Origin of the sequence: Pseudomonas saxonica, assembly GCF_007858365.1 — a bacterium.
Lineage (GTDB): Bacteria > Pseudomonadota > Gammaproteobacteria > Pseudomonadales > Pseudomonadaceae > Aquipseudomonas > Aquipseudomonas saxonica.
The window spans coordinates 286058-311817 of record NZ_VFIO01000003.1; the positions used below are offsets into that span (position 1 = coordinate 286058).

23 protein-coding genes and 1 pseudogene are annotated in these 25760 nt (G+C 56.6%); 6 read left to right on the forward strand and 18 right to left on the reverse strand.

The features are described 5' to 3' along the window. Positions 1–13: 13 nt before the first annotated feature. The 5 genes from FJD38_RS11035 to xerD form a co-directional block, all read right to left on the reverse strand. Positions 14–2107 (reverse strand): transporter substrate-binding domain-containing protein, encoded by a 2094-nt coding sequence (locus tag FJD38_RS11035; protein ID WP_146385335.1) that lies wholly within the window; start codon positions 2105–2107, stop codon positions 14–16. A 119-nt stretch (positions 2108–2226) separates the two neighbouring features. Further along, entirely contained in the window at positions 2227–3636 is a 1410-nt protein-coding gene (gene thrC, locus FJD38_RS11040; RefSeq protein ID WP_122782475.1) for a threonine synthase, read from the reverse strand. A gap of 106 nt (positions 3637–3742) precedes the next feature. After that, positions 3743–5047 (reverse strand): homoserine dehydrogenase, encoded by a 1305-nt coding sequence (locus FJD38_RS11045; RefSeq protein WP_122782476.1) that lies wholly within the window; start codon positions 5045–5047, stop codon positions 3743–3745. Between the two features lie 137 nt (positions 5048–5184). After that, the gene (locus FJD38_RS11050; protein ID WP_122782477.1) at positions 5185–5916 is read right to left on the reverse strand and encodes a thioredoxin fold domain-containing protein; all 732 of its coding nucleotides are present in this window, start codon (positions 5914–5916) and stop codon (positions 5185–5187) included. 127 nt (positions 5917–6043) lie between these two features. Then, positions 6044–6940: a site-specific tyrosine recombinase XerD gene (gene xerD, locus FJD38_RS11055; RefSeq protein WP_146385337.1), complete on the reverse strand. Its 897-nt coding sequence runs from the start codon at positions 6938–6940 to the stop codon at positions 6044–6046. 122 nt (positions 6941–7062) lie between these two features. On the opposite strand from xerD, the gene FJD38_RS11060 reads away from it, so the two are divergent. Continuing rightward, complete coding sequence (locus tag FJD38_RS11060; RefSeq protein WP_146385339.1) at positions 7063–8868, forward strand: cation:proton antiporter; 1806 nt, start codon at positions 7063–7065, stop codon at positions 8866–8868. 67 nt (positions 8869–8935) lie between these two features. Here the strand turns inward: FJD38_RS11060 and FJD38_RS11065 are convergent, their stop codons facing one another. From FJD38_RS11065 to ffh, 6 genes are all read right to left on the reverse strand, one after another. Beyond that, a complete protein-coding gene (locus FJD38_RS11065; protein WP_122782534.1) occupies positions 8936–9355 on the reverse strand; it encodes an acyl-CoA thioesterase in 420 nt (139 codons plus the stop codon). 97 nt (positions 9356–9452) lie between these two features. Further along, positions 9453–9803: a 50S ribosomal protein L19 gene (rplS, locus tag FJD38_RS11070; protein ID WP_003175895.1), complete on the reverse strand. Its 351-nt coding sequence runs from the start codon at positions 9801–9803 to the stop codon at positions 9453–9455. A gap of 45 nt (positions 9804–9848) precedes the next feature. Beyond that, complete coding sequence (gene trmD / locus FJD38_RS11075; RefSeq protein WP_003440270.1) at positions 9849–10601, reverse strand: tRNA (guanosine(37)-N1)-methyltransferase TrmD; 753 nt, start codon at positions 10599–10601, stop codon at positions 9849–9851. Positions 10602–10603: 2 nt separating this feature from the next. After that, a complete protein-coding gene (rimM, locus tag FJD38_RS11080) occupies positions 10604–11143 on the reverse strand; it encodes a ribosome maturation factor RimM (protein WP_146385341.1) in 540 nt (179 codons plus the stop codon). 5 nt (positions 11144–11148) lie between these two features. Continuing rightward, entirely contained in the window at positions 11149–11406 is a 258-nt protein-coding gene (gene rpsP / locus FJD38_RS11085) for a 30S ribosomal protein S16 (RefSeq protein WP_095028900.1), read from the reverse strand. Positions 11407–11655: 249 nt separating this feature from the next. Further along, positions 11656–13032: a signal recognition particle protein gene (gene ffh, locus FJD38_RS11090; protein WP_122782480.1), complete on the reverse strand. Its 1377-nt coding sequence runs from the start codon at positions 13030–13032 to the stop codon at positions 11656–11658. Between the two features lie 207 nt (positions 13033–13239). Between ffh and FJD38_RS11095 the strand changes: the two genes are divergently transcribed. The 3 genes and pseudogenes from FJD38_RS11095 to FJD38_RS11105 all read left to right on the forward strand — a co-directional run bounded on the left by FJD38_RS11095 (position 13240) and on the right by FJD38_RS11105 (position 16517). Then, positions 13240–14052, forward strand: a complete 813-nt coding sequence (locus FJD38_RS11095) for a cytochrome C assembly family protein (protein WP_122782481.1) — start codon at positions 13240–13242, stop codon at positions 14050–14052. A gap of 198 nt (positions 14053–14250) precedes the next feature. Further along, positions 14251–14943 (forward strand): annotated as a pseudogene (locus FJD38_RS11100) (transporter associated domain-containing protein); the annotation flags it as partial. A gap of 257 nt (positions 14944–15200) precedes the next feature. Beyond that, a complete protein-coding gene (locus tag FJD38_RS11105; protein WP_122782483.1) occupies positions 15201–16517 on the forward strand; it encodes an MFS transporter in 1317 nt (438 codons plus the stop codon). Between the two features lie 151 nt (positions 16518–16668). Here the strand turns inward: FJD38_RS11105 and purT are convergent, their stop codons facing one another. From purT to FJD38_RS11130, 5 genes are all read right to left on the reverse strand, one after another. Next, a complete protein-coding gene (gene purT / locus FJD38_RS11110; protein WP_146385343.1) occupies positions 16669–17850 on the reverse strand; it encodes a formate-dependent phosphoribosylglycinamide formyltransferase in 1182 nt (393 codons plus the stop codon). A gap of 97 nt (positions 17851–17947) precedes the next feature. Beyond that, entirely contained in the window at positions 17948–18412 is a 465-nt protein-coding gene (locus FJD38_RS11115; RefSeq protein ID WP_146385345.1) for a 7-cyano-7-deazaguanine/7-aminomethyl-7-deazaguanine transporter, read from the reverse strand. A 248-nt stretch (positions 18413–18660) separates the two neighbouring features. Further along, on the reverse strand, positions 18661–18864 hold the full coding sequence (locus tag FJD38_RS11120; RefSeq protein WP_122782486.1) for a DUF1289 domain-containing protein: 204 nt from the start codon (positions 18862–18864) through the stop codon (positions 18661–18663). Continuing rightward, positions 18857–19384, reverse strand: a complete 528-nt coding sequence (locus FJD38_RS11125) for a gamma carbonic anhydrase family protein (protein ID WP_122782487.1) — start codon at positions 19382–19384, stop codon at positions 18857–18859. Before FJD38_RS11125 ends, FJD38_RS11120 begins: the two co-directional genes overlap by 8 nt. Before the next feature lie 40 nt (positions 19385–19424). Then, entirely contained in the window at positions 19425–20027 is a 603-nt protein-coding gene (locus FJD38_RS11130; protein WP_122782488.1) for a CoA pyrophosphatase, read from the reverse strand. A gap of 145 nt (positions 20028–20172) precedes the next feature. Here FJD38_RS11130 and FJD38_RS11135 point away from each other — a divergent pair, with 145 nt between their 5' ends. Together FJD38_RS11135 and FJD38_RS11140 are read left to right on the forward strand one after the other, a co-directional pair. Beyond that, entirely contained in the window at positions 20173–20730 is a 558-nt protein-coding gene (locus FJD38_RS11135) for an NUDIX hydrolase (RefSeq protein ID WP_122782489.1), read from the forward strand. A 33-nt stretch (positions 20731–20763) separates the two neighbouring features. Beyond that, positions 20764–21330 (forward strand): L,D-transpeptidase family protein, encoded by a 567-nt coding sequence (locus tag FJD38_RS11140; protein ID WP_122782490.1) that lies wholly within the window; start codon positions 20764–20766, stop codon positions 21328–21330. Between the two features lie 71 nt (positions 21331–21401). Here FJD38_RS11140 and FJD38_RS11145 read toward each other — a convergent pair whose 3' ends face one another. Continuing rightward, positions 21402–21713: a YqfO family protein gene (locus tag FJD38_RS11145; protein ID WP_122782491.1), complete on the reverse strand. Its 312-nt coding sequence runs from the start codon at positions 21711–21713 to the stop codon at positions 21402–21404. A 20-nt stretch (positions 21714–21733) separates the two neighbouring features. Beyond that, on the reverse strand, positions 21734–25630 hold the full coding sequence (gene purL, locus FJD38_RS11150; RefSeq protein WP_146385347.1) for a phosphoribosylformylglycinamidine synthase: 3897 nt from the start codon (positions 25628–25630) through the stop codon (positions 21734–21736). Between the last annotated feature and the right edge of the window lie 130 nt (positions 25631–25760).

Here is a 25760-nt window from a genome sequence, read left to right on the forward strand (position 1 = left end):
TCAAGAAGAGCCATCACTCCCACGCTTTGTGCCCAGAAATATCGAACCACCCCCCCATGGCACCTTCTAAATGGCCAGAACCCGAGTAGACAGGCACGATCCAGCGGTAAATCTCAACACTGTGTTTTTTGAATGTAACTCGACGCTTTTCATACAGCGGTTTTCGACTCTCCAGCACTTGCATCACTTCGGCATGAAATAGCTCGCCCACTTCGGCGGTGAACATGTCCACTTCGGTGACCCGTTGCCCGCTCATGAGTTCGGCCTGGGTGGCAAAGCATTCAGAGTAGGCACGATTACAGGCAATGATTTCGCCCTTCAGCCCCCTTATAAACATCGGATTGGGCACGGCATCAACATAACGTTGATGTGACGCCTGACGTTCTTGCAAATGATGAAAGGCTAAACGGATTATTCGCAGCTGCTTGATCAGATGCCAATACCAAAAAGCACAGATTACGCCTAACGCAGTCCCCGCAACCGATAGCCAAAATACCCACGGTGACGCCCCGTCACTGGGCTCGATAACGGGCGCACTGCCCACCCCGCCCAGCCACTTGACGCGCAAAGCCCGCACTTCGGCCATGGACAAAGCTTCAAGCCCCTTGTTGAGTATGTCGCGTAACTCCGGGTGCCGGGCCGAGACAGCAAAATTATCAGCGGACCACCGCCCCTCAACACTTCGGCCTACTTTCAAGCGCCCCGGGGGATAAAGATAAGCCTGGGTTTCATTCTGAATCGTGGCTACAGCATCGCCCCGCTCAACCAGATGGCGGGCCTGGGCATAATTTTCAACCAGCTTTAATTGTATTTGCGGATGCTCACTACGAATCATCGGCACTAAGGCATGACGCGCTGGCAGCACCAGTACCTGGCCTGCCAGTTGAGACAAGGCACCCAACCGGGCGTCATTGATGCGTACAACAAAGACCCAAGGCGCACCGCCAAACGAGTAGGTAAAGTTCAAGAAGGCTTTACGTTCCGCACTCTCGGTCAACGTCGTATTCATATGGGCCTGGCCGCTTTGCAGCAGCTCCAGGGTTTGTGCCGTGGAGAAACTCTCCCGGTGTACAAACTCCAGACCGGTCATGCGCGAGATGCGATAGAGGATGTCCTGGCTCAAACCCACCCACCGCTCATCTCCGGTTTTGAACGTATAAAGCGGGTATTGCTGAGACGCGACGGTGACCACAGGGTTTTTTCTGATCCAGTCTCGCTCTCTGGAAGACAGCTTGATCTGCTTATGACCTATGCCCCCGCCCAGCCCGGTGGTCCAGCGCGCGTGGATTACTTGCGTCAACCCGGTATCCAGGCTGCTCAAGACACGATCAATCAGCCTGCGTAATTGCTCTTCATCACGTCGGGTAGCAAAGGCAAAGCCCGATACGGGCAGATTGCTCTCCCCCACAATACGTAGCCCCGAGTTTGGCCTTAAGGTTTTGAAAGACCGTACAACCACCTCATTACCGATGAACGCATCAACTTCACCCTCTGCCAGGGCTTCTAGCGCACTGTTTAAATCAGGCATGAGGATAATCTGGCTTTTAGGGTAAAACGCATGGGCAACCAGACTGTCGACCTGGCCCTCCAGAAAGCCTATTTTTTTTCGGTCCCAATTATCCGTGCCATTAACTTCACTTCCTCGCCCAACCACCACTGACCGATCGGCCATATAGTCCGCTGAAAAAATCAGCCCTTCGACACCGCGCTCATAGCCACCGGCACTGGTTAACAGATCGATCTTGCCCGAGAGCAAGGCAGCTACAGCCTGCTCACGTTTACTGAATCCAGAAACACTCACTTTGATCCCGAGCGTATCTCGAATGAGGCCTAAATAGTCGGCACTGATGCCCTGATAGCGATTGCGACCGCCAGTAATGTCCAGCGGGGCATAGTCACCCACGAAGACACCCACGCGCAAAAGCCCACGCTGCTCCAGAAATTGCTGTTGCGCGTGATCAAAGGTCAAGGATTTGGGAGAAATAAAGCTTTGAGGAAGTTGCAAAGGCACTGCTTGCGCAGCATGGGCCACTGAACCAAGTGAGGCCAGCGTGACTAACAATACGCTTAGAAACCAATCCTTGAGCTCGCGACTAGATCGTGACATGACAGCCTCCTTGACCGACTACTCGCCAGCATTCAGAGGCGAAAACGGGGCAAGTTTGCCATGCACGTACAAAAAAGCCCGTCAGATGACGGGCTTCACATTACGTAGGAGAAGTGCCTTTAAAGCGCTTTTCCACGATTGCCATGCTGGCTGACAAAGGCTTGTACGGCTTTCAAGTCATTGTTCAAAACGGTGTAACGCTCTTCTCGATCAAACAGATCAGAAAGATGTGCAGGCAGCTCAAGTGCCTTTCCTACACCCGCTTTCTCGACCGCTTCCGGAAACTTGACCGGGTGAGCGGTTCCCAGAATCACCATCGGAATATCCAGGCTACGGCGGCACTCGCGGGCAGCTTTGACACCGATCGCAGTATGCGGGTCCAGCACTTCGCCGGTTTCAGCAAACACCTGAGCAATGGTTTCGCAGGTTTGCTCGTCATCAACAGCCAACGAGTCGAACAAACGACGGGCCTCAGTCCAACGGTCGTCTTCAACGCTGAAGTTGCCGGTTTTCTTGAAGGTGTCCATCAGGCCAGCGACTGCTGCGCCATTGCGGCCGTGAAGATCGAACAGCAAGCGCTCGAAGTTCGAGGACACCATGATGTCCATCGACGGCGACAGAGTGGCATGCAATGTCTCTTTGGCGTACTGATTGCCGCTCATGAAACGGTGCAGGATGTCGTTACGGTTGGTCGCCACGATCAACTGATTGATCGGCAAGCCCATGTTGCGCGCCAGGTAACCGGCAAAAATATCGCCAAAGTTACCCGTCGGCACAGAGAACGATACCGAACGGTGTGGCCCACCCAACTGCAGGGCTGCGTGGAAGTAGTAAACGATCTGAGCCATGATGCGCGCCCAGTTGATCGAGTTGACCGCCACCAGACGTGTGCCCTTGAGGAAACCCTGATCGGCAAAGCTGGCCTTGACCATTTCCTGGCAGTCATCGAAGTTGCCTTCGATGGCGATGTTATGGATGTTTTCGCCAAACAGCGTGGTCATTTGCCGACGCTGGACTTCCGACACCCGGTTATTGGGGTGCAGGATGAAAATATCGACGTTTTCGCAATGCTTGCAGCCTTCAATCGCTGCCGAGCCGGTATCGCCGGAAGTAGCACCGACAATCACAACGCGCTCGCCACGCTTCTCCAGCACGTAGTCGAGCAAACGGCCGAGCAGTTGCAGGGCAAAATCCTTGAATGCCAAGGTAGGCCCGTGAAACAGCTCCAGTACCCATTCGTTGCCATTCAACTGGCGCAAGGGAGCAACGGCTGCGTGGGAGAAAACACCGTAGGTTTCTTCCAGAATTTTTTTAAAATCTGCGTCAGGAATGCTGCCGGTCACAAACGGGCGCATGACCCGGAACGCCAGCTCGTGATACGGCAGGCCAGCCCAGGAAGCGATTTCTTCCTGAGTAAAGCGCGGCAGGTTTTCCGGCACATACAAACCGCCATCGGTGGCCAGACCGGCCAGCAATACATCTTCAAAATTCAGGGCCGGTGCCTGGCCACGGGTGCTGATATAGCGCATGGTTTCAAACCTTCGGTTTGAGCGGCAAGCGGTTCAGCGGCAAGCGGCAAGTAAAAGCAGTCTGGCTCTTGCTTGCCGCGAGTAGCGGATCGCTTGCAGCTGTTAATTAATTAAGATGCTCAACGCGGATGCGAACCACAGAGCCGACAACGCCTTGCAACGCTTCGAGCGCCGTAATCGCGTCGTTCATGTGCTGCTCGATCACACGGTGGGTCAGCAAGATCATTGGCACCAGGCCGTCATGCTCTTCGACTTCTTTCTGCATGATCGATTCGATGTTGATACCGCGCTCGGACAGAATGCTGGCCACTTGAGCCAATACACCCGGATGGTCCTTGGCCTGGATGCGCAGGTAGTAAGCACTTTCGCAGGCTTCAATCGGAAGGATCGGGTGATCAGACAACGAATCTGGCTGGAAGGCCAAGTGCGGCACACGGTTTTCAGGATCGGACGTCATCGCCCGCACAACGTCCACCAGGTCGGCCACTACTGACGAAGCCGTTGGCTCCATGCCAGCGCCTGCACCGTAGAACAGAGTGGAGCCCGCTGCATCACCATTGACCATGACGGCGTTCATGACGCCATTGACGTTGGCAATCAGACGGTCTGCCGGGATCAGTGTCGGGTGTACGCGCAGTTCAATGCCATTGGCGGTGCTGCGTGCCACGCCCAGGTGTTTGATGCGATAGCCCAGCGCTTCTGCGTAATTCACATCAGCGGTAGTCAGTTTGGTAATGCCTTCTGTGTAGGCCTTGTCGAATTGCAGCGGGATACCAAACGCTATCGACGCCAGAATAGTCAGCTTGTGCGCCGCATCAATACCTTCCACGTCGAAGGTCGGGTCTGCTTCGGCGTAACCCAGGGCCTGCGCTTCAGCCAATACGTCTTCAAACGTGCGGCCCTTTTCGCGCATTTCGGTCAGGATAAAGTTACCCGTGCCATTGATGATGCCAGCCACCCAGTTGATGCGATTGGCCGACAGACCTTCACGAATCGCCTTGATCACCGGAATACCACCGGCCACCGCGGCTTCGAACGCAACGATCACGCCCTTTTCCTGAGCCTTGGCGAAAATCTCGTTGCCATGAACCGCGATCAGCGCTTTGTTGGCGGTGACGACGTGCTTACCGTTTTCGATGGCCTTGAGCACAAGCTCTCGAGCGATGGTGTAACCGCCGATCAACTCGATAACGATGTCGATTTCGGGGTTGGTTGCTACAGCGAAGACATCGTTGGTAATGGGGGTACCGGCAATGTCGCACTGAGGGTTTGGCGTACGCATGGCAATTTGCGCAACCTGGATACCACGCCCGGCACGGCGGGCAATCTCCTCGGCGTTACGCTTTAGTACGTTGAAGGTGCCGCCACCGACGGTCCCGAGCCCACAGATACCTACTTTGACCGGATTCACACTGAACTCCCCATAAAACGGCCGACTCAAGGTCGGCCGTGAAACACAACCGTGGATTGCCACGGTTCTCTATTTAATAACCGCACAACTGAGCTGCACGGCCTTGATCGCCAAGCGTTTAGCCTGGCGATGCAGGATTATTTAGCACCCAGGGCCAGCTTGCCAACCTGTGCAGCAGGCTGATAGCCCGGAATAACCTGGCCGTCAGCCAAAACAATGGCTGGCGTACCGTTCACACCAATCGATTGGCCCATGGCGAACTGCTTGGCGACCGGGTTGGCGCACTTGGGCGCTTCAACCTTTTTGCCTGCCGTCATTTTGTCCATCGCGCTTTTCTTGTCAGCCGAACACCAGACCGCTTGCAACTGCTGGTCACCCGCAGAACCCAAGCCCTGACGCGGGAACGCAACATAACGCACTTCAATGCCCATTTTGTTCAACTGAGGCACTTCTTCATGCAACTTGTGGCAATACGGGCACGTGGTGTCGGTGAAAACGGTGATATGCGACTTGGTTTCACCGATTGCAGGGTAAACGACGGTTTCGGCTACCGGAATACCATTGATCAATTTCGCCACGCCCACACGCTCGGCTTGCTCGGTCAGGTTGACCGGCTTGCCGTCTTTAAGCTGAAACATGTAGCCCTGCACGATGAACTGACCATCGGCGCTGGCATACAGCACACGGCTGCCGCTGAGCTTGACTTCATACAGGCCGGCCATCGGGCTGGCGCTGATGCTCTCGACAGGAACATCCAGTTTCAGTGCTTCCAGGCTTTTACGGATAGCTTGTTCGGCGCCGGTGTCGGCAAACGAGAAGGTACTGACCAACGCAATGGCTGCGGCGGCTAAAATTCGGGTCACGCGCATGAGAACTCCTGAAGGCGGACAAAACGACCAAGCTTGAACGACTCCCTAAAACAGAGTCGCAACAGCTCGCGTTCTAAACCGGCAAAGCCTACCACAGATGGTTTGCCGGGCCGACCCTGAGACACGACTAACCCCGAGGGTGATGGCGGGCATGCAGGTCTTGCAGGCGAGCGCGCGCCACATGGGTGTAAATCTGCGTGGTCGATAAATCGCTATGGCCCAGCAGCATCTGCACCACGCGCAAGTCAGCACCGTGGTTGAGCAAATGGGTGGCAAAGGCATGCCGCAACGTATGCGGTGACAGTGATTTGTCGATGCCTGCCACTTTGGCCTGATGCTTGATCCGGTGCCAGAAGGTCTGGCGGGTCATTTGCTCACCGCGCAGGCTGGGAAACAGCACATCGCTGGGGCGCCCCCCCAGCAGCTCATGTCGCGCATCGCGCATATACCGCTCAACCTGAACAATGGCTTCTTCCCCCATAGGCACCAGGCGCTCTTTACTGCCTTTGCCCATTACTCGCAAGACGCCCTGGCGCAAGTTGACCTGCTCCAGCGTCAGACTGATCAGTTCGGTCACTCGCAGGCCGCAGGCGTACAGCACCTCCAGCATTGCCCGATCACGCTGGCCAATGGCTTCGCTCATGTCAGGCGCCGCCAGCAAGGCTTCCACATCGGCTTCCGACAGGGACTTAGGCAGTGGCCTGCCCAACTGCGGCATATCGACTTGCAAGGTCGGGTCTACACCAATCAGTTTTTCACGCAGTAAATATCGGTAAAAGCCACGAGCACCGGACAGGAATCGCGCGCTTGAACGGGGTTTGTACCCTTGATCAAGTCGCCATGCCAAGTGATCAAGGATCATGTCGCGCCCCGTGTTGATGAGTGCTACATCGCGTTCCTGCAACCAGCCGTTAAACAGCGCCAAATCACTTTGGTAAGCATCGCGGGTGTTATCGGACAGGCCTTTTTCAAGCCACAAGGCATCCAGAAAACGGTCGATAAGTGGATCATCTATAGCGGGCATTGGCTCTCTAAGCGCAGGTGTAAAAAACTGCGCACAAATAAAAGGTGAACGTTCAAAGTGACCGCTAGTCTTTCATAGCCCGCCCGCAATGGCCTAGACAAAATGCCCGTAAAGGATGCCCTATGAACGAACAACAGATCCTGCTGACGTTTGGCGGTATAGGTGTCGCCGCGCTGGGCTGCCAATGGCTGGCCTGGCGGCTGAAATTACCCGCCATTCTGTTTTTGCTGCTAACGGGAATACTGATCGGGCCGGTGCTGGGATGGCTTGATCCTCAAACGCTGTTTGGCCCATTGCTGATGCCGCTGGTCTCACTGGCTGTCGCACTGATTCTGTTTGAAGGCAGCCTCACGCTGCACCTGTCTGAATGGCGTGAGATTGGCAGCGTGGTGCATCGACTGGTGACGATCGGCGCCTTGTCCACATGGGCGGTCATTACCTTGGCCACGCACTGGCTGCTCGGGTTTGACTGGTTGCTGGCCCTGCTGTTCGGGACCTTGACACTGGTGACCGGCCCCACCGTGATTGTGCCAATGCTGCGCGTCGTGCGGCCCAAAGCCTCGATTGCCAACATCCTGCGCTGGGAAGGAATCGTCATCGACCCGATTGGCGCCTTGCTCGCCGTGGTGGTGTACAGCTTTATCATTGCCCGCGCCGCCGGTGATGGCTTGAGTCATAGCTTGCTGACCTTTGCCGGGGTCATCATTTGCGGCAGTGTGTTCGGCATCGCCGGGGGCTGGGCATTGGGTAACGTATTGCGTCGTCAATGGCTGCCCGAATACCTGCATAGCCTGGCGACCCTGGCGGCGGTGCTGGGAATTTTCATTGCCTCCAACCAGATCATGCATGAGTCCGGCTTGCTGGCTGTCACGCTGATGGGCATGTGGATGGCCAACATGAAGGGCGTAGACGTACGGCATATCCTGCACTTCAAGGAAAACCTCAGCGTACTGCTGATCTCAGGGCTGTTTATCTTGCTCGCCGCCCGCCTCGACCTGCATGCCATGCTGGCGCTAGGGCCCGTTGTGCTGGTTCTGTTACTGATTATTCAATTTATTGCACGCCCCTTGAACGTATTGCTGTCGACAGCCGGTTCAAAGCTGAGCTGGCGTGAGCGGACGTTGCTGGCCTGGATCGCTCCACGGGGCATCGTCGCGGCAGCTGTATCTGCCATTTTTGCGATACGACTGGATGAAGCAGGTCACGAAGGCGCCTTGCTGCTGGTTCCATTAACCTTTGCCGTCATCATCGGCACGGTGGTGCTGCAAAGTGCCACCGCTCGCCCATTGGCACGACTGCTGAAAGTGGCAGAGCCGCCACCCAGCGGCTTTTTGATCGTGGGCGCAAACGGTCCGGCACGGGTGATTGCCAAAGCGTTGCAACAACTGGGTATCCGGGTGTTATTAACGGACTCCAATTGGGAGAACATCCGCGCCGCGCGCATGGAAAACCTGCCCACCTACTTTGGCAACCCGGCCTCTGAACATGCGGAGTCACATCTGGACCTGGTGGGCTTAGGCCATTTGCTTGCACTGTCACCGTCAGGTGAACTGAACACACTGGCGGTCACCCGCTTTCGTCACGAGTTTGGCGCGCAACGTCTTTACACCTTGACCAACAGTCAGGAAAGCCGCCGCTCTGACAAGCATCGCGCCAGCCATGAACATCGCGGCCAAGTGTTTGGTAAGCCTGCAATCACTTATAGCCAACTGATAAACGAGTTACATCAAGGGGCAGAAATTTACAGCACGCACCTGACTGACAGCTTCTCCTGGGACGATTACCAGGCACTGCACGGTCAACGTGCAACACTTCTGTTCGCGCGCGACAGTAGCGGCTGGGTGCACGTGATAACACCCGACAGTGAGGTAACGCCGGATACGGGCTGGACGGTATTGGCACTTGTAAAACCCGAAGCACCGAATTGACGGGTTTTACGAGGGCTTTGCCGCCGAACGCAGCCGCGCTCTATTCGTCAGCAGCAGAGGGAGTTATCTACGAAGCCTGCGCAAAACCGGGTAACACCGGTACCGGGCGCTTGTCTTCGTCGATGGCAACAAAGCTGAACAGACCCTGGATGGCCAGTTCGCGACCATCGCAACTCATGCTCTCAACGTACACCTCTACTTCAACCTTGAGGCTGGTATTGCCCACTTTCACCACACGCCCAACCAACTCCACAATGGAACCCGCGGCGATCGGATGATTGAAATCGATGCGATCGGTCGAAACGGTGACTAACGGCAGGCGGCAAAAGCGTGTGGCGGCGATAAACGATACTTCGTCCATCCAGGCCAATGCTGTGCCACCAAACAAGGTGTTGTGATGATTGGTGGTCGAAGGAAATACAGCTTTGGTAATGCGCGTAACGGACAGCTCTGTACGACGTTGAATCTCTTTTTCACGTGAATTCATGCTTTCTACAACCTTACAACTGAACAAAGGTCTGACAAATTTCAGGCAACAAAAAAGCAGCCCGAAGGCTGCTTTTTTCTGCATCGGGAAGCTGGACTTAAGCCAGTTTTTCCTTGATGCGAGCTGCTTTACCCGACAGGTCACGCAGGTAGTACAGCTTGGCTTTACGAACGTCACCGCGACGCTTAACAGCCATGCTGTCGATTTGCGGGCTGTAGGTCTGGAAAGTACGCTCTACGCCAACACCGTTGGAGATTTTACGAACAGTGAAAGCACTGTTCACGCCACGGTTACGCTTGGCAATCACTACACCTTCGAAAGCTTGCAGACGCGAACGATCGCCTTCCTTCACTTTCACCTGAACGACAATAGTGTCGCCCGGGGCAAAAGTAGGGATCTCTTTAGTCATCTGCTCTGCTTCGAGTGCAAGGATGATTTTGTTAGTCATGCTGTGCTCCTAAGGTAGGTCATCGGACCTACCATCGATACGTTGTTAACTATCGTCCCGCTCGCGGATGTATTCCTCGAGCAGCTTCTTCTCTTCTCCAGAAAGCGAGCGGCTTTCCAGAAGATCGGCGCGTCGTTCAAAGGTCCGCCCAAGGGACTGCTGTAAACGCCAACGCCGGATGTGTGCATGATTGCCACTTAGCAATACGTCGGGAACACGCTGATCCGCATACACCTCCGGTCGGGTGTAGTGCGGGCAATCCAGCAGACCATCCGTGAAGGAATCTTCCTCCGCGGAGTCCGCATGCCCTAAAGCTCCAGGCAGCAGTCGTGTAACCGCATCAATCAGAACCATCGCCGGCAGCTCGCCACCGGAAAGTACATAGTCACCAATCGACCACTCTTCATCGACATAAGCATCTATAAAACGCTCGTCAATGCCTTCATAGCGACCTGCAATAAGGATTAATGCTTCCTCATTCGCCAGTTCGCGTACCGCCGACTGATTCAGTTGACGGCCTTGGGGCGACAGGTAAATAACCTTCGCCGCCTCTCCGGCTGCTTCTCTGGCCTGAACCAGTGCATCTTCCAGAGGCTTGATCTTCATCACCATGCCCGGACCACCGCCAAATGGGCGATCGTCCACAGTGTGATGCCGATCCGTTGTGTAGTCTCGCGGGTTCCAACAAGTCAGCTGCAAGAGCCCTTGTTTCACCGCACGACTAGTGATGCCGTAGTCGCTGATGGCGGAAAACATTTCGGGAAACAAACTGATCACTTCTACGCGCAATTTAGCCACGCTTAGAAGTCCGCATCCCAATCCACCTTCATCTCGCCAGCTGCAAGGTCAACGCTCAACACACACTGCTCTGTATAGGGCAACAAGCGATCACGATCATCCAGGCTACCTGGGCAAGGTTTGACTTCCATGACATCGTTCGAGCCAGTTTCCATCAGATCAACAATCTTGCCGAGCAATTGCCCTTCAAGGTTGGTCACTTTCAGTCCCTGCAGCTGGTACCAGTAGTACTCGCCGTCGGCCAGCTCAGGAAACAGGTTACGCGGCACGCAGATTTCGAATTCGCGAAGAAGACCAGCTTCATCACGGTCATCGAGACCTTTGAGCTTTACAACCAGAAACTTGCCGTTATGAGAACGGCCACTGACCAGCTCTGCCTGTCGCACATCATTACCGCGCCGAAGCGTCAGCTTTTTGTAGTCCAACAGGTTATCAATTGGATCCGTAAAGGAATAAACCTTCACTTCGCCGCGCACGCCGTGAATTGAGTAGATTTTGCCGATAACGATCAAATCATCAGCAGTTTCAGGCGTCACGCTCATATTGCTCAGGCCGCAACCTTAGCTTTTTCGTTTTCTTTAACCAGCTGAGCAACACGCTCAGACAGTTGAGCACCAACGCTCAGCCAGTAGGCGAGGCGGTCTTCTTTAACGGAGAAACGAACTTCCTGACCACGGGCAACCGGGTTGAAGAAGCCAATTTGTTCCTTGTGGGAACCGTCACGTGGGTTACGGCTGTCGGTAACGGTCAAGTGGTAAAACGGGCGCTTTTTGGAGCCGCCAAGGGCAAGACGGATTGTTAGCATGTGAACATCGTTCCTGTAGTCGGTGCTGCAAATCTAAAGGCACAGCGGGCATAGGTGCCCGAAAGGCCGCATATTCTAAGGAATATCCGGACTTTTGCAAATGTCTTTTTCTGGCGCCTGCCGGCATGCCCTACAGATTTGCAGCGAGATCGCCACGAATGGCGAAGGGTCAGCTCCCGCACAGTGCGGGTTTGCCGGGTGTCTCGCATCACTGCGAGCTGCCCGGACGCAAGCGCCCGGGCAGGTAAATTACATTTTTGGCATGCCGCCGCCGGGCATCATCGAGCCCATGCCGCGCATCATTTTGGCCATTCCACCTTTAGTGGAGAACTTCTTCATCATCTTTTGCATCTGCTTGTGCTGCTTGATCAAGCGGCCGATGTCCTGCACCTGAGTGCCGGAACCCATGGCAATACGGCGTTTGCGCGAACCACTGATGAGGTCAGGGTCGCGGCGCTCGGCCGGGGTCATGGAGTTGATGATGGCTTCCATTTGCTTGAACTGCTTTTCTGCTGCGCCCTGGGCATTACCCATTTGAGCCAGATTGACGCCGCCCATGTTCGGCAGCTTGTCCATGAGACCGCCCAGGCCGCCCATGTTCTTCATCTGTTGCAGTTGATCGCGGAAGTCTTCGAGGTCGAAGCCCTTCCCCTTCTTGAGCTTTTTAGCCAGCTTGTCGGCTTTGTCTTTATCGAGGGTCTGTTCGGCCTGCTCGATCAGACTGAGCACGTCGCCCATGCCCAGGATGCGCGACGCAATACGATCCGGGTGGAAGGGCTCAAGCGCATCGCTCTTCTCGCCCATACCGATGAACTTGATCGGCTTGCCAGTGATCGAGCGTACGGACAAGGCCGCACCGCCACGGGCATCACCATCAACCTTGGTCAGGATCACACCGGTCAGCGGCAACGCGTCGCCAAAGGCCTTGGCCGTGTTGGCGGCATCCTGGCCCGTCATCGCATCCACGACAAACAGCGTTTCTGCCGGTTTGACGGCCGCATGCAGTTCCTGAATCTCGGCCATCATCTCGGCGTCGATGTGCAGACGACCGGCGGTGTCGAGAATCACGACATCAATAAACTTCAGCTTGGCTTCCGCAATGGCGGCGCGAGCGATGTCTACTGGCTTCTGACTCAGGTCGGACGGAAAAAAGGTCACACCGACTTCGTTGGCCAGTGTTTCCAACTGCTTGATCGCCGCCGGACGGTAGATGTCCGCCGACACGACCATGACGGTTTTCTTTTTACGCTCTTTAAGGAAGCGCGCCAGCTTGCCCGCAGTGGTGGTTTTACCTGCACCCTGCAAACCTGCCATCAGCACAACGGCAGGTGGCGTCACATTGAGGACCAGGTCCTCGTTGGCAGCGCCCATCAGGCTTTCAAGTTCAGCCTGGACGATTTTTACGAACGCTTGGCCCGGCGTCAGGCTGCGCGACACTTCAGTGCCGACAGCGCGCTCTTTGACCGCAGCGACGAAGTCCTTGACCACTGGCAAAGCCACGTCGGCTTCCAGCAACGCCATGCGTACTTCACGCAGGGTGTCTTTGATATTGTCTTCGGTCAGCTTGGCCTTGCCGGTGACATGGCGCAGCGTCTGCGAAAGACGGTCGGTTAAATTTTCAAACATGCGCGATCCTTTCAGGCCCAAAGTAGACCGGGGTTATTGCGGCCCAGCCCGTGTAAAACTGATGCTCGGCGAGCCTGCGGCGTGGGCAGGTCGCGGATTATAGCGAAGACTGGCCGTGTCCGACACCTTACCGTCGGCTTATGTGGCTTTCGTGCATGGCCGGTTGTATGCCAAACTCATCCCTTTCGGGCTTGCCTAACAGGATTTATGCTCCCCTTGTCACCCAGTTTGCTACCCAGTCTCGCCGCCGCCTGCTTATATGCCGCTGCGACCCTCTATCAAGGCACTTGCCTGCGCCAAGGCGTGAAGGCAAATAAAAGCCTGCTGGTGACGCTCGGCATTATTGCCGTGATCGCCCATGCCATCAGCCTGTTCACCCACTTGATGACGCCAGCCGGCCTTGAACTGGATTTCTTCAGTGCCGCCAGCCTGATCGCAGTCGCGGTCATTGCCGTGACCTTGGTAGCCTGCGCACGCATCCCGGTCGAAAACCTGCTGCTGCTTTTATACCCGCTGGGCATACTCACGGTATTGATGTCCCAATTTGCCCCGCCTGGCACCGTTCAGGTCATTGATGAAGAGCCGGGCATTCTCGCCCATATCCTGCTGTCGCTGCTGGCCTATGGCATGTTCACCATCGCGGTGTTCCAGGCCTTGCTGCTGTCGCTGCAAAATTATCAGCTCAAACGCAAACACCCCAAAGGCCTGATCAAGAACTTTCCGCCCCTGCAAACCATGGAAAGCCTGTTGTTTGGCTTTTTATGGGCTGGCTGGTCGCTGCTGTCCCTGTCGTTGATCTCCGGCTGGCTATTTCTGGGCAACCTGTTCGCCCAGCACCTCGTCCACAAAACCCTGTTGGCCTGTCTGGCATGGGTCGTGTTCAGCGTGTTGCTGCTGGGGCGCCATTACCTTGGCTGGCGTGGGCACAAAGCCATTCGATGGACATTTGCCGGCTTCTGCCTGCTGATGCTGGCCTACTTCGGCAGCAAGCTGGTTCGCGAATACATTTTGCATATCTGACGGGCGATTATTATGGATAGCTTGCCCCCCGGGCCATTGCTTGCACTCTCGGCTTTGCTGATCGCTGGAGCCGGGTTACTCGCCGGCTTTTTTATTGGCAAACGCAGCACAGTGGCTCAGCGCGCCCAAGCCCAAGAGCTTCGCGACGAACACCCACAGCAGAATGACGAGCAAACCAACAACCGCCCGCACCTGCTCACCGGCATTCATGCGCTGGACAACATCACGGTCAATGACATCCTGATCCCGCGCAATGAAGTTGAAGGGCTTAACCTCGACGAACCGATCGAAGACCTGATCGAGCAACTGCGCCAGACCCAGCGCACGCGCTTGCCGGTGTTTCACAACGACATCAACCAGGTCGAAGCCATCCTCAACACCCGCCACATCCAACATATGCTGCCCGATGCCAGCCTGACCAAAGAAGCGTTACTGGCCGTCTGCCACGAACCGTACTTCATCCCCGAGAGCACCCCGCTGCAACTGCAACTGCTGAATTTCCACAAGCAGCAACGGCGACTCGGAGTGGTGGTGGATGAGTACGGCGAAGTACTGGGCATCGTGACCCTTGAAGACATTCTCGAAGAAATCGTGAGCGAGTTCGAGGACGAACAGCACATCAATAACCCGCTGATTGATGCTTTGCCCGACGGCCGTTACGTGGTCGATGGTGCCGTATCGATTCGGGAGCTGAATAAATGCCTGGGCTGGCATCTGCCCTGCGACGGCCCAAAGACCCTCAACGGGTTGGTCACCGAAGCGCTGGAAACCATTCCGGAAACCACTGTCTGCGTGAAAATCGGCCGCTATCGACTGGAAATTCTTGAAACTGAAGAGAACCGCGTCAGCCGTGTACTGATCTGGCACAACAGCGTCAAACCCGCGGTTTAATCACCGCGCAGGGTCTTGTTACATTCGAACGGGCCTCCCTATACTCTTTCTCGCTTACCCAAGCCTCGCCGACACGCGTGTTACCCACATTCAGCGCTGTCGGCGCGATGCTTTGCGCAGTACCTGCGTACGTTCCCATCCTGAACTGCGCTTGCACCCTGTCATCCATCAGGGCCAACGACCATAAAAATTGCTCGCCACGTCACGCTGCAAAGGCAGACATCGGCACAGAGCGCATAACTGTCAGGGATAAACACATGAGCACCAGCACCACGTACAGCGAAGCTTCGGCCGAGAAACCGGTAAATTCTGCCACCCGCGTTGCCACGGCCAGCTTTATTGGTACCGCCATCGAGTTCTATGATTTCTATGTGTATGCCACCGCCGCTGCACTGGTGATCGGCCCGGTTTTTTTCCCGCAGACATCTGGCACAGCGCAAATGCTGTCGGCGTTTCTGACATTTGGCATCGCCTTTCTCGCCCGCCCGCTGGGCTCTTTTCTATTCGGCCATTTCGGCGACCGCATCGGCCGCAAATCGACACTCGTCGCCTCTTTGCTGTTGATGGGCGTGTGCACCACCTTGATTGGTGTACTGCCGGGGTACGCCACAATTGGTGCCTGGGCACCGATACTGCTCTGTGTGCTGCGCTTTGGCCAAGGGCTGGGGTTGGGCGGCGAATGGGGCGGTGCGGCTTTGCTCGCAACCGAAAATGCCCCGAAGGGTAAACGCGCTTGGTACGGCATGTTTCCACAGTTGGGCCCTTCAATTGGCTTTCTGGCGGCCAACGGCCTGTTCTTGATTCTGGCCATGAGCTTGAGCGATGAACAATTCCGCGCCTGGGGCTGGCGGATTCCGTTCCTGCTCAGCGCTGCATTGGTGATGGTCGGTTTGTATGTGCGCCTCAAGCTGGAAGAAACCCCAGTATTTGCCAAAGCCGTTGCGCAGCACGAACGGGTAAAAATGCCGATCATCGAGCTGTTTAGCCAATATTGGGCCCCCATGCTGTTGGGCGCGGCGTCGATGGTGGTGTGCTATGCACTGTTTTATATTTCGACGGTATTTTCGCTGAGTTACGGCGTCGCCACGCTGGGCTACACCCGCGAGACGTTCCTCGGGCTGCTGTGCTTTGCCGTGTTGTTCATGGCTGCCGCGACGCCTTTGTCAGCGTGGGCCAGCGACCGTTACGGGCGTAAACCGGTGCTGATTGTTGGCGGCATTCTGGCGATTTTGTCGGGATTTTTGATGGAGCCGCTGCTGACACAAGGCTCTACGTGGGGCGTAGCGCTGTTTTTGTGTATTGAACTGTTCTTGATGGGCGTGACGTTTGCCCCGATGGGCGCCCTGCTCCCTGAACTGTTCCCGACCCGCGTGCGCTATACCGGCGCGTCGGCGGCCTACAATCTGGGCGGCATTGTCGGGGCTTCCGCTGCACCGTTTTTTGCGCAAAAGCTGGTGAGCATGGGGGGATTGAGCTGGGTGGGCGGGTACGTGTCAGGTGCCGCGATCCTCAGCCTGATCGCTGTGCTATGCCTGAAAGAAACCAAAGAAGCCGACCTGAACAAGGTGGTTTGAGGCCCCCCCGTAGCAGCTGCCGCAGGCGGCGTCCGATTGCGAAGCAATCGTAAACCTCAGAATGCGGTTTATCTGACTACCGCAATTTCTGACTTTACGACGACTGCGTCGCCGGACGCAGCCTTCGGCAGCTGCTACGCGCAGGAGTGTGTTACAGCTCTACAACAACCGCTTGAGCAGCACGGGTCGCCTTGGCGCGAGCGGCCTCAATCGACTCGTCACGCGCCAGGGCTACGCCCATGCGGCGCTGGCCATTCACTTCTGGCTTGCCGAACAGGCGCAACGCCGTGTCTGGCTCGCTCAAGGCCAATTCAAGATTAGCGAAGGCCGTTTGAGTGGATTGGCCTTCGACCAGAATCACTGCTGAGGCCGACGGGCCGAACTGGCGAATCAGCGGAATCGGCAATCCCAGAATGGCTCGCGCATGCAATGCAAACTGCGAAAGATCCTGCGAAATCAGCGTGACCAGACCCGTGTCATGAGGACGCGGCGACACTTCGCTGAACCACACTTGATCGCCTTTGATAAATAGCTCAACCCCAAACAAACCACGGCCACCCAGCGCTTCGGTAACGGCCTTGGCGACCCGTTCGGATTCTGCCAGTGCAACCGGGCTCATGGCCTGCGGCTGCCAGGACTCTTGATAGTCGCCCTTCTCTTGACGATGACCGACCGGGGCACAGAACGTGGTGCCACCGACATGGCGCACGGTGAGCAAGGTGATTTCATAGTCGAAATCGATAAAGCCTTCGATGATGACCCGGCCTTTACCTGCACGGCCGCCTTCTTGCGCATAGTCCCAAGCAGCTTTTACATCCTCGGCACCGCGCAGCAGGCTCTGGCCTTTACCGGATGAACTCATCACCGGCTTGACCACACACGGGAAACCCAAGTCCTGCACAGCGCTGCTGTAGTCCTCGAAGGTGTCGGCAAAATGGTAAGGCGAGGTTGGCAAGTCCAGCTCTTCTGCCGCCAGACGACGAATGCCTTCGCGGTTCATGGTCAGCGAGGTGGCCCGTGCGGTCGGGATCACAGTAAAGCCTTCAGCCTCCAGCTCAAGCAAGGTCGCGGTGGCGATGGCTTCGATTTCCGGAACGATGAAATGCGGCTTTTCCAACTCGATCACCGCCCGCAGGGCAGCACCATCAAGCATGTTGATCACGTGGCTGCGATGCGCAACCTGCATGGCCGGTGCGTTTTCATAGCGATCAACGGCAATCACTTCAACGCCCAAACGCTGCAGTTCGATGACGACTTCTTTGCCCAGTTCGCCGCAACCACACAGCAATACACGGGTCGCAGTCGGCGACAATGGAGTTCCGATACGGGTCATTTCAGGTCCTCAAGGAAGCAAATCATCGAAGGCGCTCGCAACGCTTGCGCCTGCTGGGTAGAAGGCCGGCATCTTACATGATCCGGGCGCTCTGGCCTTATTGAGCTGCGGCTTTGCGCAAGCGCCAGGCCATCGCCAGCCACACGCAGGTCACGCCGGCGAATTTGGACCCCATCGCAGTCAAAATCACGGCCGGCGTAAAGGCGTCAATCATGCCGAAAAATATGAAGGTATCAATTGGGATGCTGAGCGCCGAGCTGATCCAAAGACGGTCATGCAACGGACGCTTGGTGATGCTGAACACCAGCCAGTCAATGCATTCGGACACCGCAAAGGCGGTGGCACTGGCCAGCGCAATCGAGGGGTCGGAGGTGATGTAAGACAGTACCAGCGCCGCCAGCATGGCCAGCAGTGCGCCGTGGCCGAAGCGGGTTTGCACCATGTCGCGCAGAACAAACACCAGCCCGCCCCACGCTGACCAGATAATGTCCAGATCGGGCGCCGAGGAAAAGGCGTAATTGATCAGCACGACGCTGGCGATATAAGCGATAAGAAACAGCATGGCAGCGTGGGACACCTCTGAGTAAGGCGCACAGGGTACTTGAGGGCGCGTGCGGGGCCAAGACCCTCACCCCAACCCTCTCCCAGAGGGAGAGGGAGAGGGAGCTGATTGGTGGCGCTCTTGAGTCTGCGCGCGGTCAGTCCCCTCTCCTTCTGGAGGGAGGGAGCCGATTGGCGGTGTTCTTGAATCTGCGCGCGGTCAGTCCCCTCTCCCTCCGGGAGAGGGTTAGGGTGAGGGCGCTCTCAGGTTTAAGAACCCAGCATCCACACCACACCACTGGCCTTCGCCCGTTCATGGCACAACACAAGCACCTCGCGACGCTCCACGTTGGTCATGCGGCTCCAGCAGGTGATTTCGGCAACGGTACGCTGGCACCCCGAACACACATCATCGTCATCAAGCGCACAGATATTGACGCAAGGCGAGGCAACCGGACGCTCCACCTCACTCATCGTCCTGCACCTCAAGGTCACGGGCATATCGCTGGCCATTCTTGACGTAATTCGCCGCACTGGCCTCCAACTTGAGCTTTTGCGCTTCGGTCAGTTCGCGCACCACTTTGCCCGGCGAGCCCATGACCAGCGAGCCATCGGGAATAACCTTGCCTTCGCCAATCAGGGCGTTAGCGCCAATGATGCAGTGCTTGCCGATACGCGCGCCGTTGAGGATTACCGCATTTATGCCGATCAAGCTGTAATCATCGACCGTACAGCCGTGCAACATGGCTTTATGGCCAATGGTGACACCTGTCCCGATCGTCAACGGGTAGCCCATGTCCGTGTGCATCACGGCACCATCCTGCACATTGCTGTGCTTGCCGATCAGGATAAGTTCGTTGTCACCGCGCAACACCGTGTTAAACCACACACTGGCGCCCTGCTCCAGACGTACTTTGCCGATCAACACGGCGGTGGGAGCAATCCAGCTGTCAGGGTGGGTCTCGACGAGTGAATCACCCAGGCGATATTTCATGCGTTTGTCCTCAAGCAGGCGCGGCTGTGTGCTGACAGCTCTAAATATTGATAAACCGTTGCGGCGGGGTGTGCAGATTGATGTTCACGTCGTCGTACAGCAGGTTCATCAGTTCAACGATCATGATTGCCGTCAGCCCCCAGATTTTGTAAACGCCAAAACGGTAGCTGGGCACATACCAACTGCGCCCCTGATAATCAATCCGGTGCGTATGCTCACGCGGGTCTTCACGAAAAAACTTCAACGGAACACTGAAGACTGCGGCAATTTCGGCGTCATTGGCCACGTACTCAACGTAGTCCGGCACCAAACCGACATACGGCGTGACGCGTATCCCATGCAGCGACACAAGAGGACTGAGCGGCCCGATCACTTCGACCAAGCCCGGCGGCAGGCCAATTTCTTCTTCAGCTTCACGCAGGGCGGTGAACACCAAGTCAGGATCCTCAGGATCACGGCGTCCGCCAGGAAACGCCACCTCGCCGCCGTGAGTCGACAACCCGCTGGCACGCAGGGTCAAAATCAATTCGGGCTCAGCGCTTCGCGTCACTGGCAACAACACCGCAGCCTCAGGAAAATGGCGGTCTGTTTCCAGCGTCCTCGGTGTGTAACGACTCACTCGGCTAAGTAGCTCGTCCAGCATAGGTCATCTCGATCCGTCACTTATCGGGCATCATGCACCAATTCACTCGCGGCACCCAAGCTCCACGCTGTCGCAGGCTGACAAGTGAAGCTTGCCGTTACACCGTAATACCCCCCAAGATAGGGGACGCCTCCGAGATCCCAGCATGAAATTTTGCAGCCAGTGCGGTCATTCTGTCAGCCAACATATCCCGCCAGGCGATTCACGCCTGCGCTACGTCTGCCCACAGTGCCAGACCGTCCATTATCAGAACCCCAATATTGTCGCCGGTTGCTTGCCGACCTGGGGCAGCCAGGTGCTGTTGTGCAGGCGCGCAATTGAGCCGCGCAAGGGTTACTGGACGCTGCCAGCCGGGTTTATGGAAAACGGCGAAACCGTCGAACAAGCCGCCCAGCGCGAAACCCGCGAAGAAGCCTGTGCCGAAGTCATCAACTTGAACATCTATACCCTGATCGATGTGCCCCACATCAATCAGGTGCATATTTTCTACCGGGCCGAACTGCAAAGCCCCGACTTTGCCGCAGGCGATGAAAGCCTGGACGTTCGCCTTTTCGATGAAGCAGACATCCCTTGGTCTGAGCTGGCTTTCCGCACGGTCAGCCGTACCTTAGAATGCTTTTTTTCCGATCGCCACGAGAACGCTTATCCCGTGCGCAGTGAGGCCGTGCCGCCTCTGGCCGGCCTGGTCACCCCCAAACAATAATGTTGTCCGTCACCCATCAGGGATACCGCTCCAATGCGCTGGTTGCTTGCTGCCCTTTGCTTGTCATTTGCCGTTATCTGCCAAGCTGCTGTTGTCGTCACCGTTAACGGCAAACCCGTCAATAAATATGAAGTGATTAAACCGAAGCTCGCGCCGCTGCCCGAAACTATCAGCACAAGCGTCGAAAAAATCCTGGTTCTCAAATCAGCGCGTAAATTGCAGCTGATACAGAACGGTCGGGCCATCAAGACCTATCGCATTTCATTGGGCAAACAACCCAAGGGACATAAGCTGCGCGAAGGCGACAAGCGCACGCCTGAGGGCATCTACTGGATCGACTGGCGCAAAAAAAGCGACAAGTTCAACCTGGCGATGCACATTGACTACCCCAATGTCAGTGACGCCGCGACCGCGCGGCGCGAGGGTGTGGACCCAGGTGGAATGATCATGATCCACGGCACGCCAGACACCGAAGAAAACCCCGAATCACTGTTTCATACGCTGGATTGGACCGATGGCTGTATTGCCATGAAAAACAGCGAAATGCGCGAAGTCTGGAGCCTGGTCAAAAACGGCACAATGGTCGAGATTCGCCCTTAACGCCTCTCGAACCGGCAATAAAAAACCCGCTGACCGTTACCGGTTCAGCGGGTTTTTTAATGGGCAAGCGACTAGAAATCAGCCAGTTGCACCACCTCATACGCAGGGGTTTCATACGGGTGGCTGAGCTTGAGGGCAGCCACAACCGCCTGAATCAGATCATCGGCAACGACCAGCTCAACCTTCCATTCCCCAACATACTCGACCTGACCGGTTTGCCCGATAAACGGCTGACTGCCGTCCAGCGCACGAAACTGGCCCTGCCCCATGGTTTGCCAGGCGCAATGGTCGTAGTTGCCGATTCGCCCACCACCGGCAGCGAATACGGCCTCTTTAACGCCATCCACATGGCTGGGTGGAACAAAAAAGCTAAGCTTGTACATCCTGATAATCCATCCAGCCTTTAATTCACCCAAGCACGCGCGTTACGGAACATGCGCAACCACGGTGCATCTTCGTTCCAATCTTCAGGGCGCCACGAGTTCTGCACGGCGCGGAACACACGCTCCGGGTGCGGCATCATGATGGTCACACGGCCGTCACGGCTGGTGAGACCGGTAATACCGCGCGGCGAGCCATTCGGGTTAGCCGGGTAGTTTTCAGTCACTTTGCCGTGGTTATCGACGAAACGCAGTGCCACTGAACCGGACAGATCCGCTTGCAGCATGGCCTCTTCGCTGGCGAACTCGGCATGACCTTCACCGTGAGCAATGGCGATTGGCATGCGCGAACCGGCCATGCCCTGCAGGAAGATCGAGTTCGACTCTTGCACTTGAACCATCGCTACACGGGCTTCGAACTGCTCGGAGCGGTTGCGCACAAAGTGTGGCCACAGCTCGCTGCCCGGGATCAACTCGCTCAGGTTGGACATCATCTGGCAACCGTTGCACACACCCAGAGAGAAACTGTCGGAGCGCTCAAAGAAGCCCTGGAACGCATCGCGTGCCCGGGTGTTGAACAAGGCTGACTTGGCCCAGCCTTCACCGGCACCCAGAACGTCGCCGTAGGAGAAGCCGCCACAGGCAACCAGCCCCTTGAACTCGTTCAGGTCAACACGGCCCGCCAGAATGTCGCTCATGTGCACGTCGATGGCATTGAAACCGGCACGGTCGAATGCCGCCGCCATTTCAACTTGCCCGTTCACACCCTGTTCACGCAGCACAGCCACTTGAGGGCGAATGCCTTTCTTGATGTACGGCGCGCTGATGTTGTCATTGACGTCAAAGCCCAGCTTGACGGTCAGACCCGGATTGTCTTCTTCCAGCAGCACATCGAACTCTTGATCTGCACATTCGGCGTTATCACGCAGGCGCTGGATCTGGTAGCTGGTCTCGGCCCACTGACGCTGCAAGGCGCCGCGCTGACCTTCGAAGACGGTCTCGCCGTTCAAGCTGATGTTGATTTCGCTGTTGTTCAACGGCTGGCCAATCACGGCCACGCACTCACCCAAACCGGCAACGCTGAACTGGGTCAACACGTCCGGGGTTTCGTCATGACGCACTTGAATCACGGCACCCAGTTCTTCGTTGAACAGGATGGCCGGGATTTCACTGACGTTCTCAGTCAGGCAATCCAGGTTCAGGTTCAGACCGCAGTGACCGGCAAACGCCATTTCCATCACGCTGGTCAGCAAACCACCGTCGGAGCGGTCGTGATAAGCCAGCAGATGACCGTCAGCATTCAACCCCTGAATCACGGCGAAGAAGGCCTTGAGGTCTTCTGCGTCATCAACGTCCGGGGCCACTTTGCCCAACTTGCCATACGTCTGGGCCAGAATCGAGGCACCCATGCGGTTTTGGCCACGACCCAGGTCGATCAGGATCAGGTCGGTTTGACCTTTATCCATACGCAGTTCCGGGGTCAAGGTCTGGCGAATATCGAGCACAGGCGAGAAGCCGGTGACGATCAGCGACATCGGCGAGGTGACGCTCTTTTCAGTGCCGTCTTCGTTCCAGCGGGTCTGCATCGACATCGAGTCTTTGCCCACTGGAATGGTGATGCCCAGCTCCGGGCACAATTCCATGCCAACGGCTTTGACGGTATCGAACAAACGCGCGTCTTCACCCGGGTGGCCGGCAGCGGACATCCAGTTGGCAGACATTTTGATGTCAGAAATTTTGCCAATGCGCGAAGCAGCGATGTTGGTCAGGGTTTCGCCGATGGCCATACGGCCCGATGCCGGAGCATCCAGCAGCGCAAGCGGCGTACGCTCGCCCATCGCCATGGCTTCACCGGTGTACACGTCAAAGCTGGTCGCCGTCACGGCAACGTCAGCCACGGGCACCTGCCACGGGCCAACCATTTGGTCACGAGCCACGAGACCCGTGATGGTGCGGTCGCCAATGGTGATCAAGAAGCTTTTGCTGGCCACCGCCGGGTGGTGCAGAACGCGCTCGACACACTCAGCGATGTTCAGCTCAGCCGGGTCGAAGTCGTCGCCCAGCTCTTGCTCGCGAACAGCCGAACGGTGCATGCGTGGCGCCTTGCCCAGCAATACTTCCAGCGGCATGTCGACCGGGTTGTTACCGAAATGGCTGTCGGTCACGGTCAGTTGCGGCTCAGCAGTGGCTTCACCGACTACTGCATACGGGCAGCGCTCGCGCTCACAGATGGCCTGGAAGCGGGCAAAATCTTCAACGCCCACGGCCAGAACGTAACGTTCCTGGGATTCGTTGCTCCAGATTTCGTGCGGGGCCATGCCCGGCTCGTCGTTTGGAATGTTGCGCAGCTCGAAACGGCCACCACGGTCGCCGTCATTGACCAGCTCCGGGAAGGCGTTGGACAGGCCACCCGCGCCCACGTCGTGGATAAAGCTGATCGGGTTTTTGTCACCCAACTGCCAGCAGCGGTCGATGACTTCCTGACAGCGGCGTTCCATTTCCGGGTTTTCACGCTGTACCGAAGCGAAATCCAGGTCAGCCGAGCTTGCGCCAGTGGCCATGGAAGACGCGGCACCGCCGCCCAGACCGATCAGCATGGCCGGGCCGCCCAGCACGATCAGCTTGGAGCCCACAGTGATTTCGGCTTTCTGAACGTGTTCGGCGCGGATGTTGCCCATGCCGCCCGCCAACATGATCGGCTTGTGGTAACCGCGCACTTCATCACCGTGCGGCGTGGTGATGGATTGCTCAAACGTACGGAAGTAGCCAGTCAGAGCAGGACGACCGAATTCGTTGTTGAATGCGGCGCCGCCCAGAGGGCCTTCGATCATGATATCCAGCGCGGTAACGATGCGCTCAGGCTTGCCGTAAGGCACTTCCCACGGCTGTTCGAAACCTGGAATTTGCAGGTTGGACACGGTGAAGCCGGTCAGGCCTGCTTTTGGCTTGGCACCACGACCGGTTGCACCTTCGTCACGAATCTCGCCCCCCGAACCCGTCGCCGCCCCCGGAAACGGAGCAATGGCGGTCGGGTGGTTGTGCGTCTCGACTTTCATCAGGATATGCACGGGTTCTTGTACCGCACCGTACTGGCGGGTTTCAGAGTTGGGGAAGAAGCGCCCCGCTACGCTGCCGACAATCACCGAGGCGTTGTCTTTATAAGCTGACAGAACGCCTTCGCTGTGCATCACGTAGGTGTTCTTGATCATGCCAAACAGGCTTTTTTCCTGGCTTTGACCGTCGATGTCCCAACTGGCGTTGAAGATCTTGTGGCGGCAATGCTCGGAGTTGGCCTGAGCAAACATCATCAGTTCGATGTCGTGAGGGTTACGACCCAAACCGTTGAAAGCATTGACCAGATAGTCGATTTCGTCTTCTGCCAAAGCCAGGCCCAGCTCGACGTTGGCTTTTTCCAGCGCTGCGCGCCCGCCACCCAACACATCAATCGCCGTCAGTGGCTTCGGTTCGGCATGGCTGAACAGGCCGGCAGCCTGTTCAAGGTTGCCCAACACGATTTGCGTCATGCGGTCATGCAATGCGCCAGCAATCAGCTCGGCTTCAGCATCGCTGAATTGACCCGCCACATAGAAAGCAATACCGCGTTCCAGGCGCTGGATTTTAGCCAGGCCACAGTTACGGGCAATGTCGCTGGCCTTACTCGACCAAGGGGAAATAGTGCCAAACCGCGGTAACACCAGAAACAGTCGTCCGCTTGGCTCTTGAACCGGCACGCTCGGGCCGTATTTCAAAAGACGAGCCAGGACCTGTTGTTCATCGCTGGTCAATTCACCGGTGACATCGGCAAAGTGGGCGAATTCAGCATACAAACCAGTGACAGCCGGAACCTTGAGGTTCAGTTGTGCAAGCAGTTTGCTGTGGCGAAAGGCAGAAAGGGCAGGAGCGCCGCGCAGGATCAACATCTTCGGGACAGCCTCGGGAGGGGTATGCTTTGAGGCCCGGCATTCTAGCGTAAACCATCGCTGACGGCACCCGAAACGGCACACCTCTCACACACCTGGCGTCACTAACCGACAAAGGCCTTATTCTTTA

What these genes read in the sequence shown, in the direction of transcription:
- FJD38_RS11135 (WP_122782489.1), top strand. Translation starts at nt 20,173, where the DNA reads ATGAAATTTTGCAGCCAGTGCGGTCATTCTGTCAGCCAACATATCCCG.
- rplS (WP_003175895.1), bottom strand. Translation starts at nt 9,803, where the DNA reads ATGACTAACAAAATCATCCTTGCACTCGAAGCAGAGCAGATGACTAAA.
- FJD38_RS11125 (WP_122782487.1), bottom strand. Translation starts at nt 19,384, where the DNA reads ATGAAATATCGCCTGGGTGATTCACTCGTCGAGACCCACCCTGACAGC.
- FJD38_RS11120 (WP_122782486.1), bottom strand. Translation starts at nt 18,864, where the DNA reads ATGAGTGAGGTGGAGCGTCCGGTTGCCTCGCCTTGCGTCAATATCTGT.
- purT (WP_146385343.1), bottom strand. Translation starts at nt 17,850, where the DNA reads ATGACCCGTATCGGAACTCCATTGTCGCCGACTGCGACCCGTGTATTG.
- FJD38_RS11115 (WP_146385345.1), bottom strand. Translation starts at nt 18,412, where the DNA reads ATGCTGTTTCTTATCGCTTATATCGCCAGCGTCGTGCTGATCAATTAC.
- thrC (WP_122782475.1), bottom strand. Translation starts at nt 3,636, where the DNA reads ATGCGCTATATCAGCACCCGTGGCCAGGCACCGGCCCTGAATTTTGAA.
- FJD38_RS11060 (WP_146385339.1), top strand. Translation starts at nt 7,063, where the DNA reads ATGAACGAACAACAGATCCTGCTGACGTTTGGCGGTATAGGTGTCGCC.
- rpsP (WP_095028900.1), bottom strand. Translation starts at nt 11,406, where the DNA reads ATGCTAACAATCCGTCTTGCCCTTGGCGGCTCCAAAAAGCGCCCGTTT.
- FJD38_RS11105 (WP_122782483.1), top strand. Translation starts at nt 15,201, where the DNA reads ATGAGCACCAGCACCACGTACAGCGAAGCTTCGGCCGAGAAACCGGTA.
- ffh (WP_122782480.1), bottom strand. Translation starts at nt 13,032, where the DNA reads ATGTTTGAAAATTTAACCGACCGTCTTTCGCAGACGCTGCGCCATGTC.
- FJD38_RS11140 (WP_122782490.1), top strand. Translation starts at nt 20,764, where the DNA reads ATGCGCTGGTTGCTTGCTGCCCTTTGCTTGTCATTTGCCGTTATCTGC.
- rimM (WP_146385341.1), bottom strand. Translation starts at nt 11,143, where the DNA reads ATGAGCGTGACGCCTGAAACTGCTGATGATTTGATCGTTATCGGCAAA.
- purL (WP_146385347.1), bottom strand. Translation starts at nt 25,630, where the DNA reads ATGTTGATCCTGCGCGGCGCTCCTGCCCTTTCTGCCTTTCGCCACAGC.
- xerD (WP_146385337.1), bottom strand. Translation starts at nt 6,940, where the DNA reads ATGCCCGCTATAGATGATCCACTTATCGACCGTTTTCTGGATGCCTTG.
- FJD38_RS11065 (WP_122782534.1), bottom strand. Translation starts at nt 9,355, where the DNA reads ATGAATTCACGTGAAAAAGAGATTCAACGTCGTACAGAGCTGTCCGTT.
- FJD38_RS11095 (WP_122782481.1), top strand. Translation starts at nt 13,240, where the DNA reads ATGCTCCCCTTGTCACCCAGTTTGCTACCCAGTCTCGCCGCCGCCTGC.
- FJD38_RS11035 (WP_146385335.1), bottom strand. Translation starts at nt 2,107, where the DNA reads ATGTCACGATCTAGTCGCGAGCTCAAGGATTGGTTTCTAAGCGTATTG.
- FJD38_RS11050 (WP_122782477.1), bottom strand. Translation starts at nt 5,916, where the DNA reads ATGCGCGTGACCCGAATTTTAGCCGCCGCAGCCATTGCGTTGGTCAGT.
- FJD38_RS11145 (WP_122782491.1), bottom strand. Translation starts at nt 21,713, where the DNA reads ATGTACAAGCTTAGCTTTTTTGTTCCACCCAGCCATGTGGATGGCGTT.
- FJD38_RS11130 (WP_122782488.1), bottom strand. Translation starts at nt 20,027, where the DNA reads ATGCTGGACGAGCTACTTAGCCGAGTGAGTCGTTACACACCGAGGACG.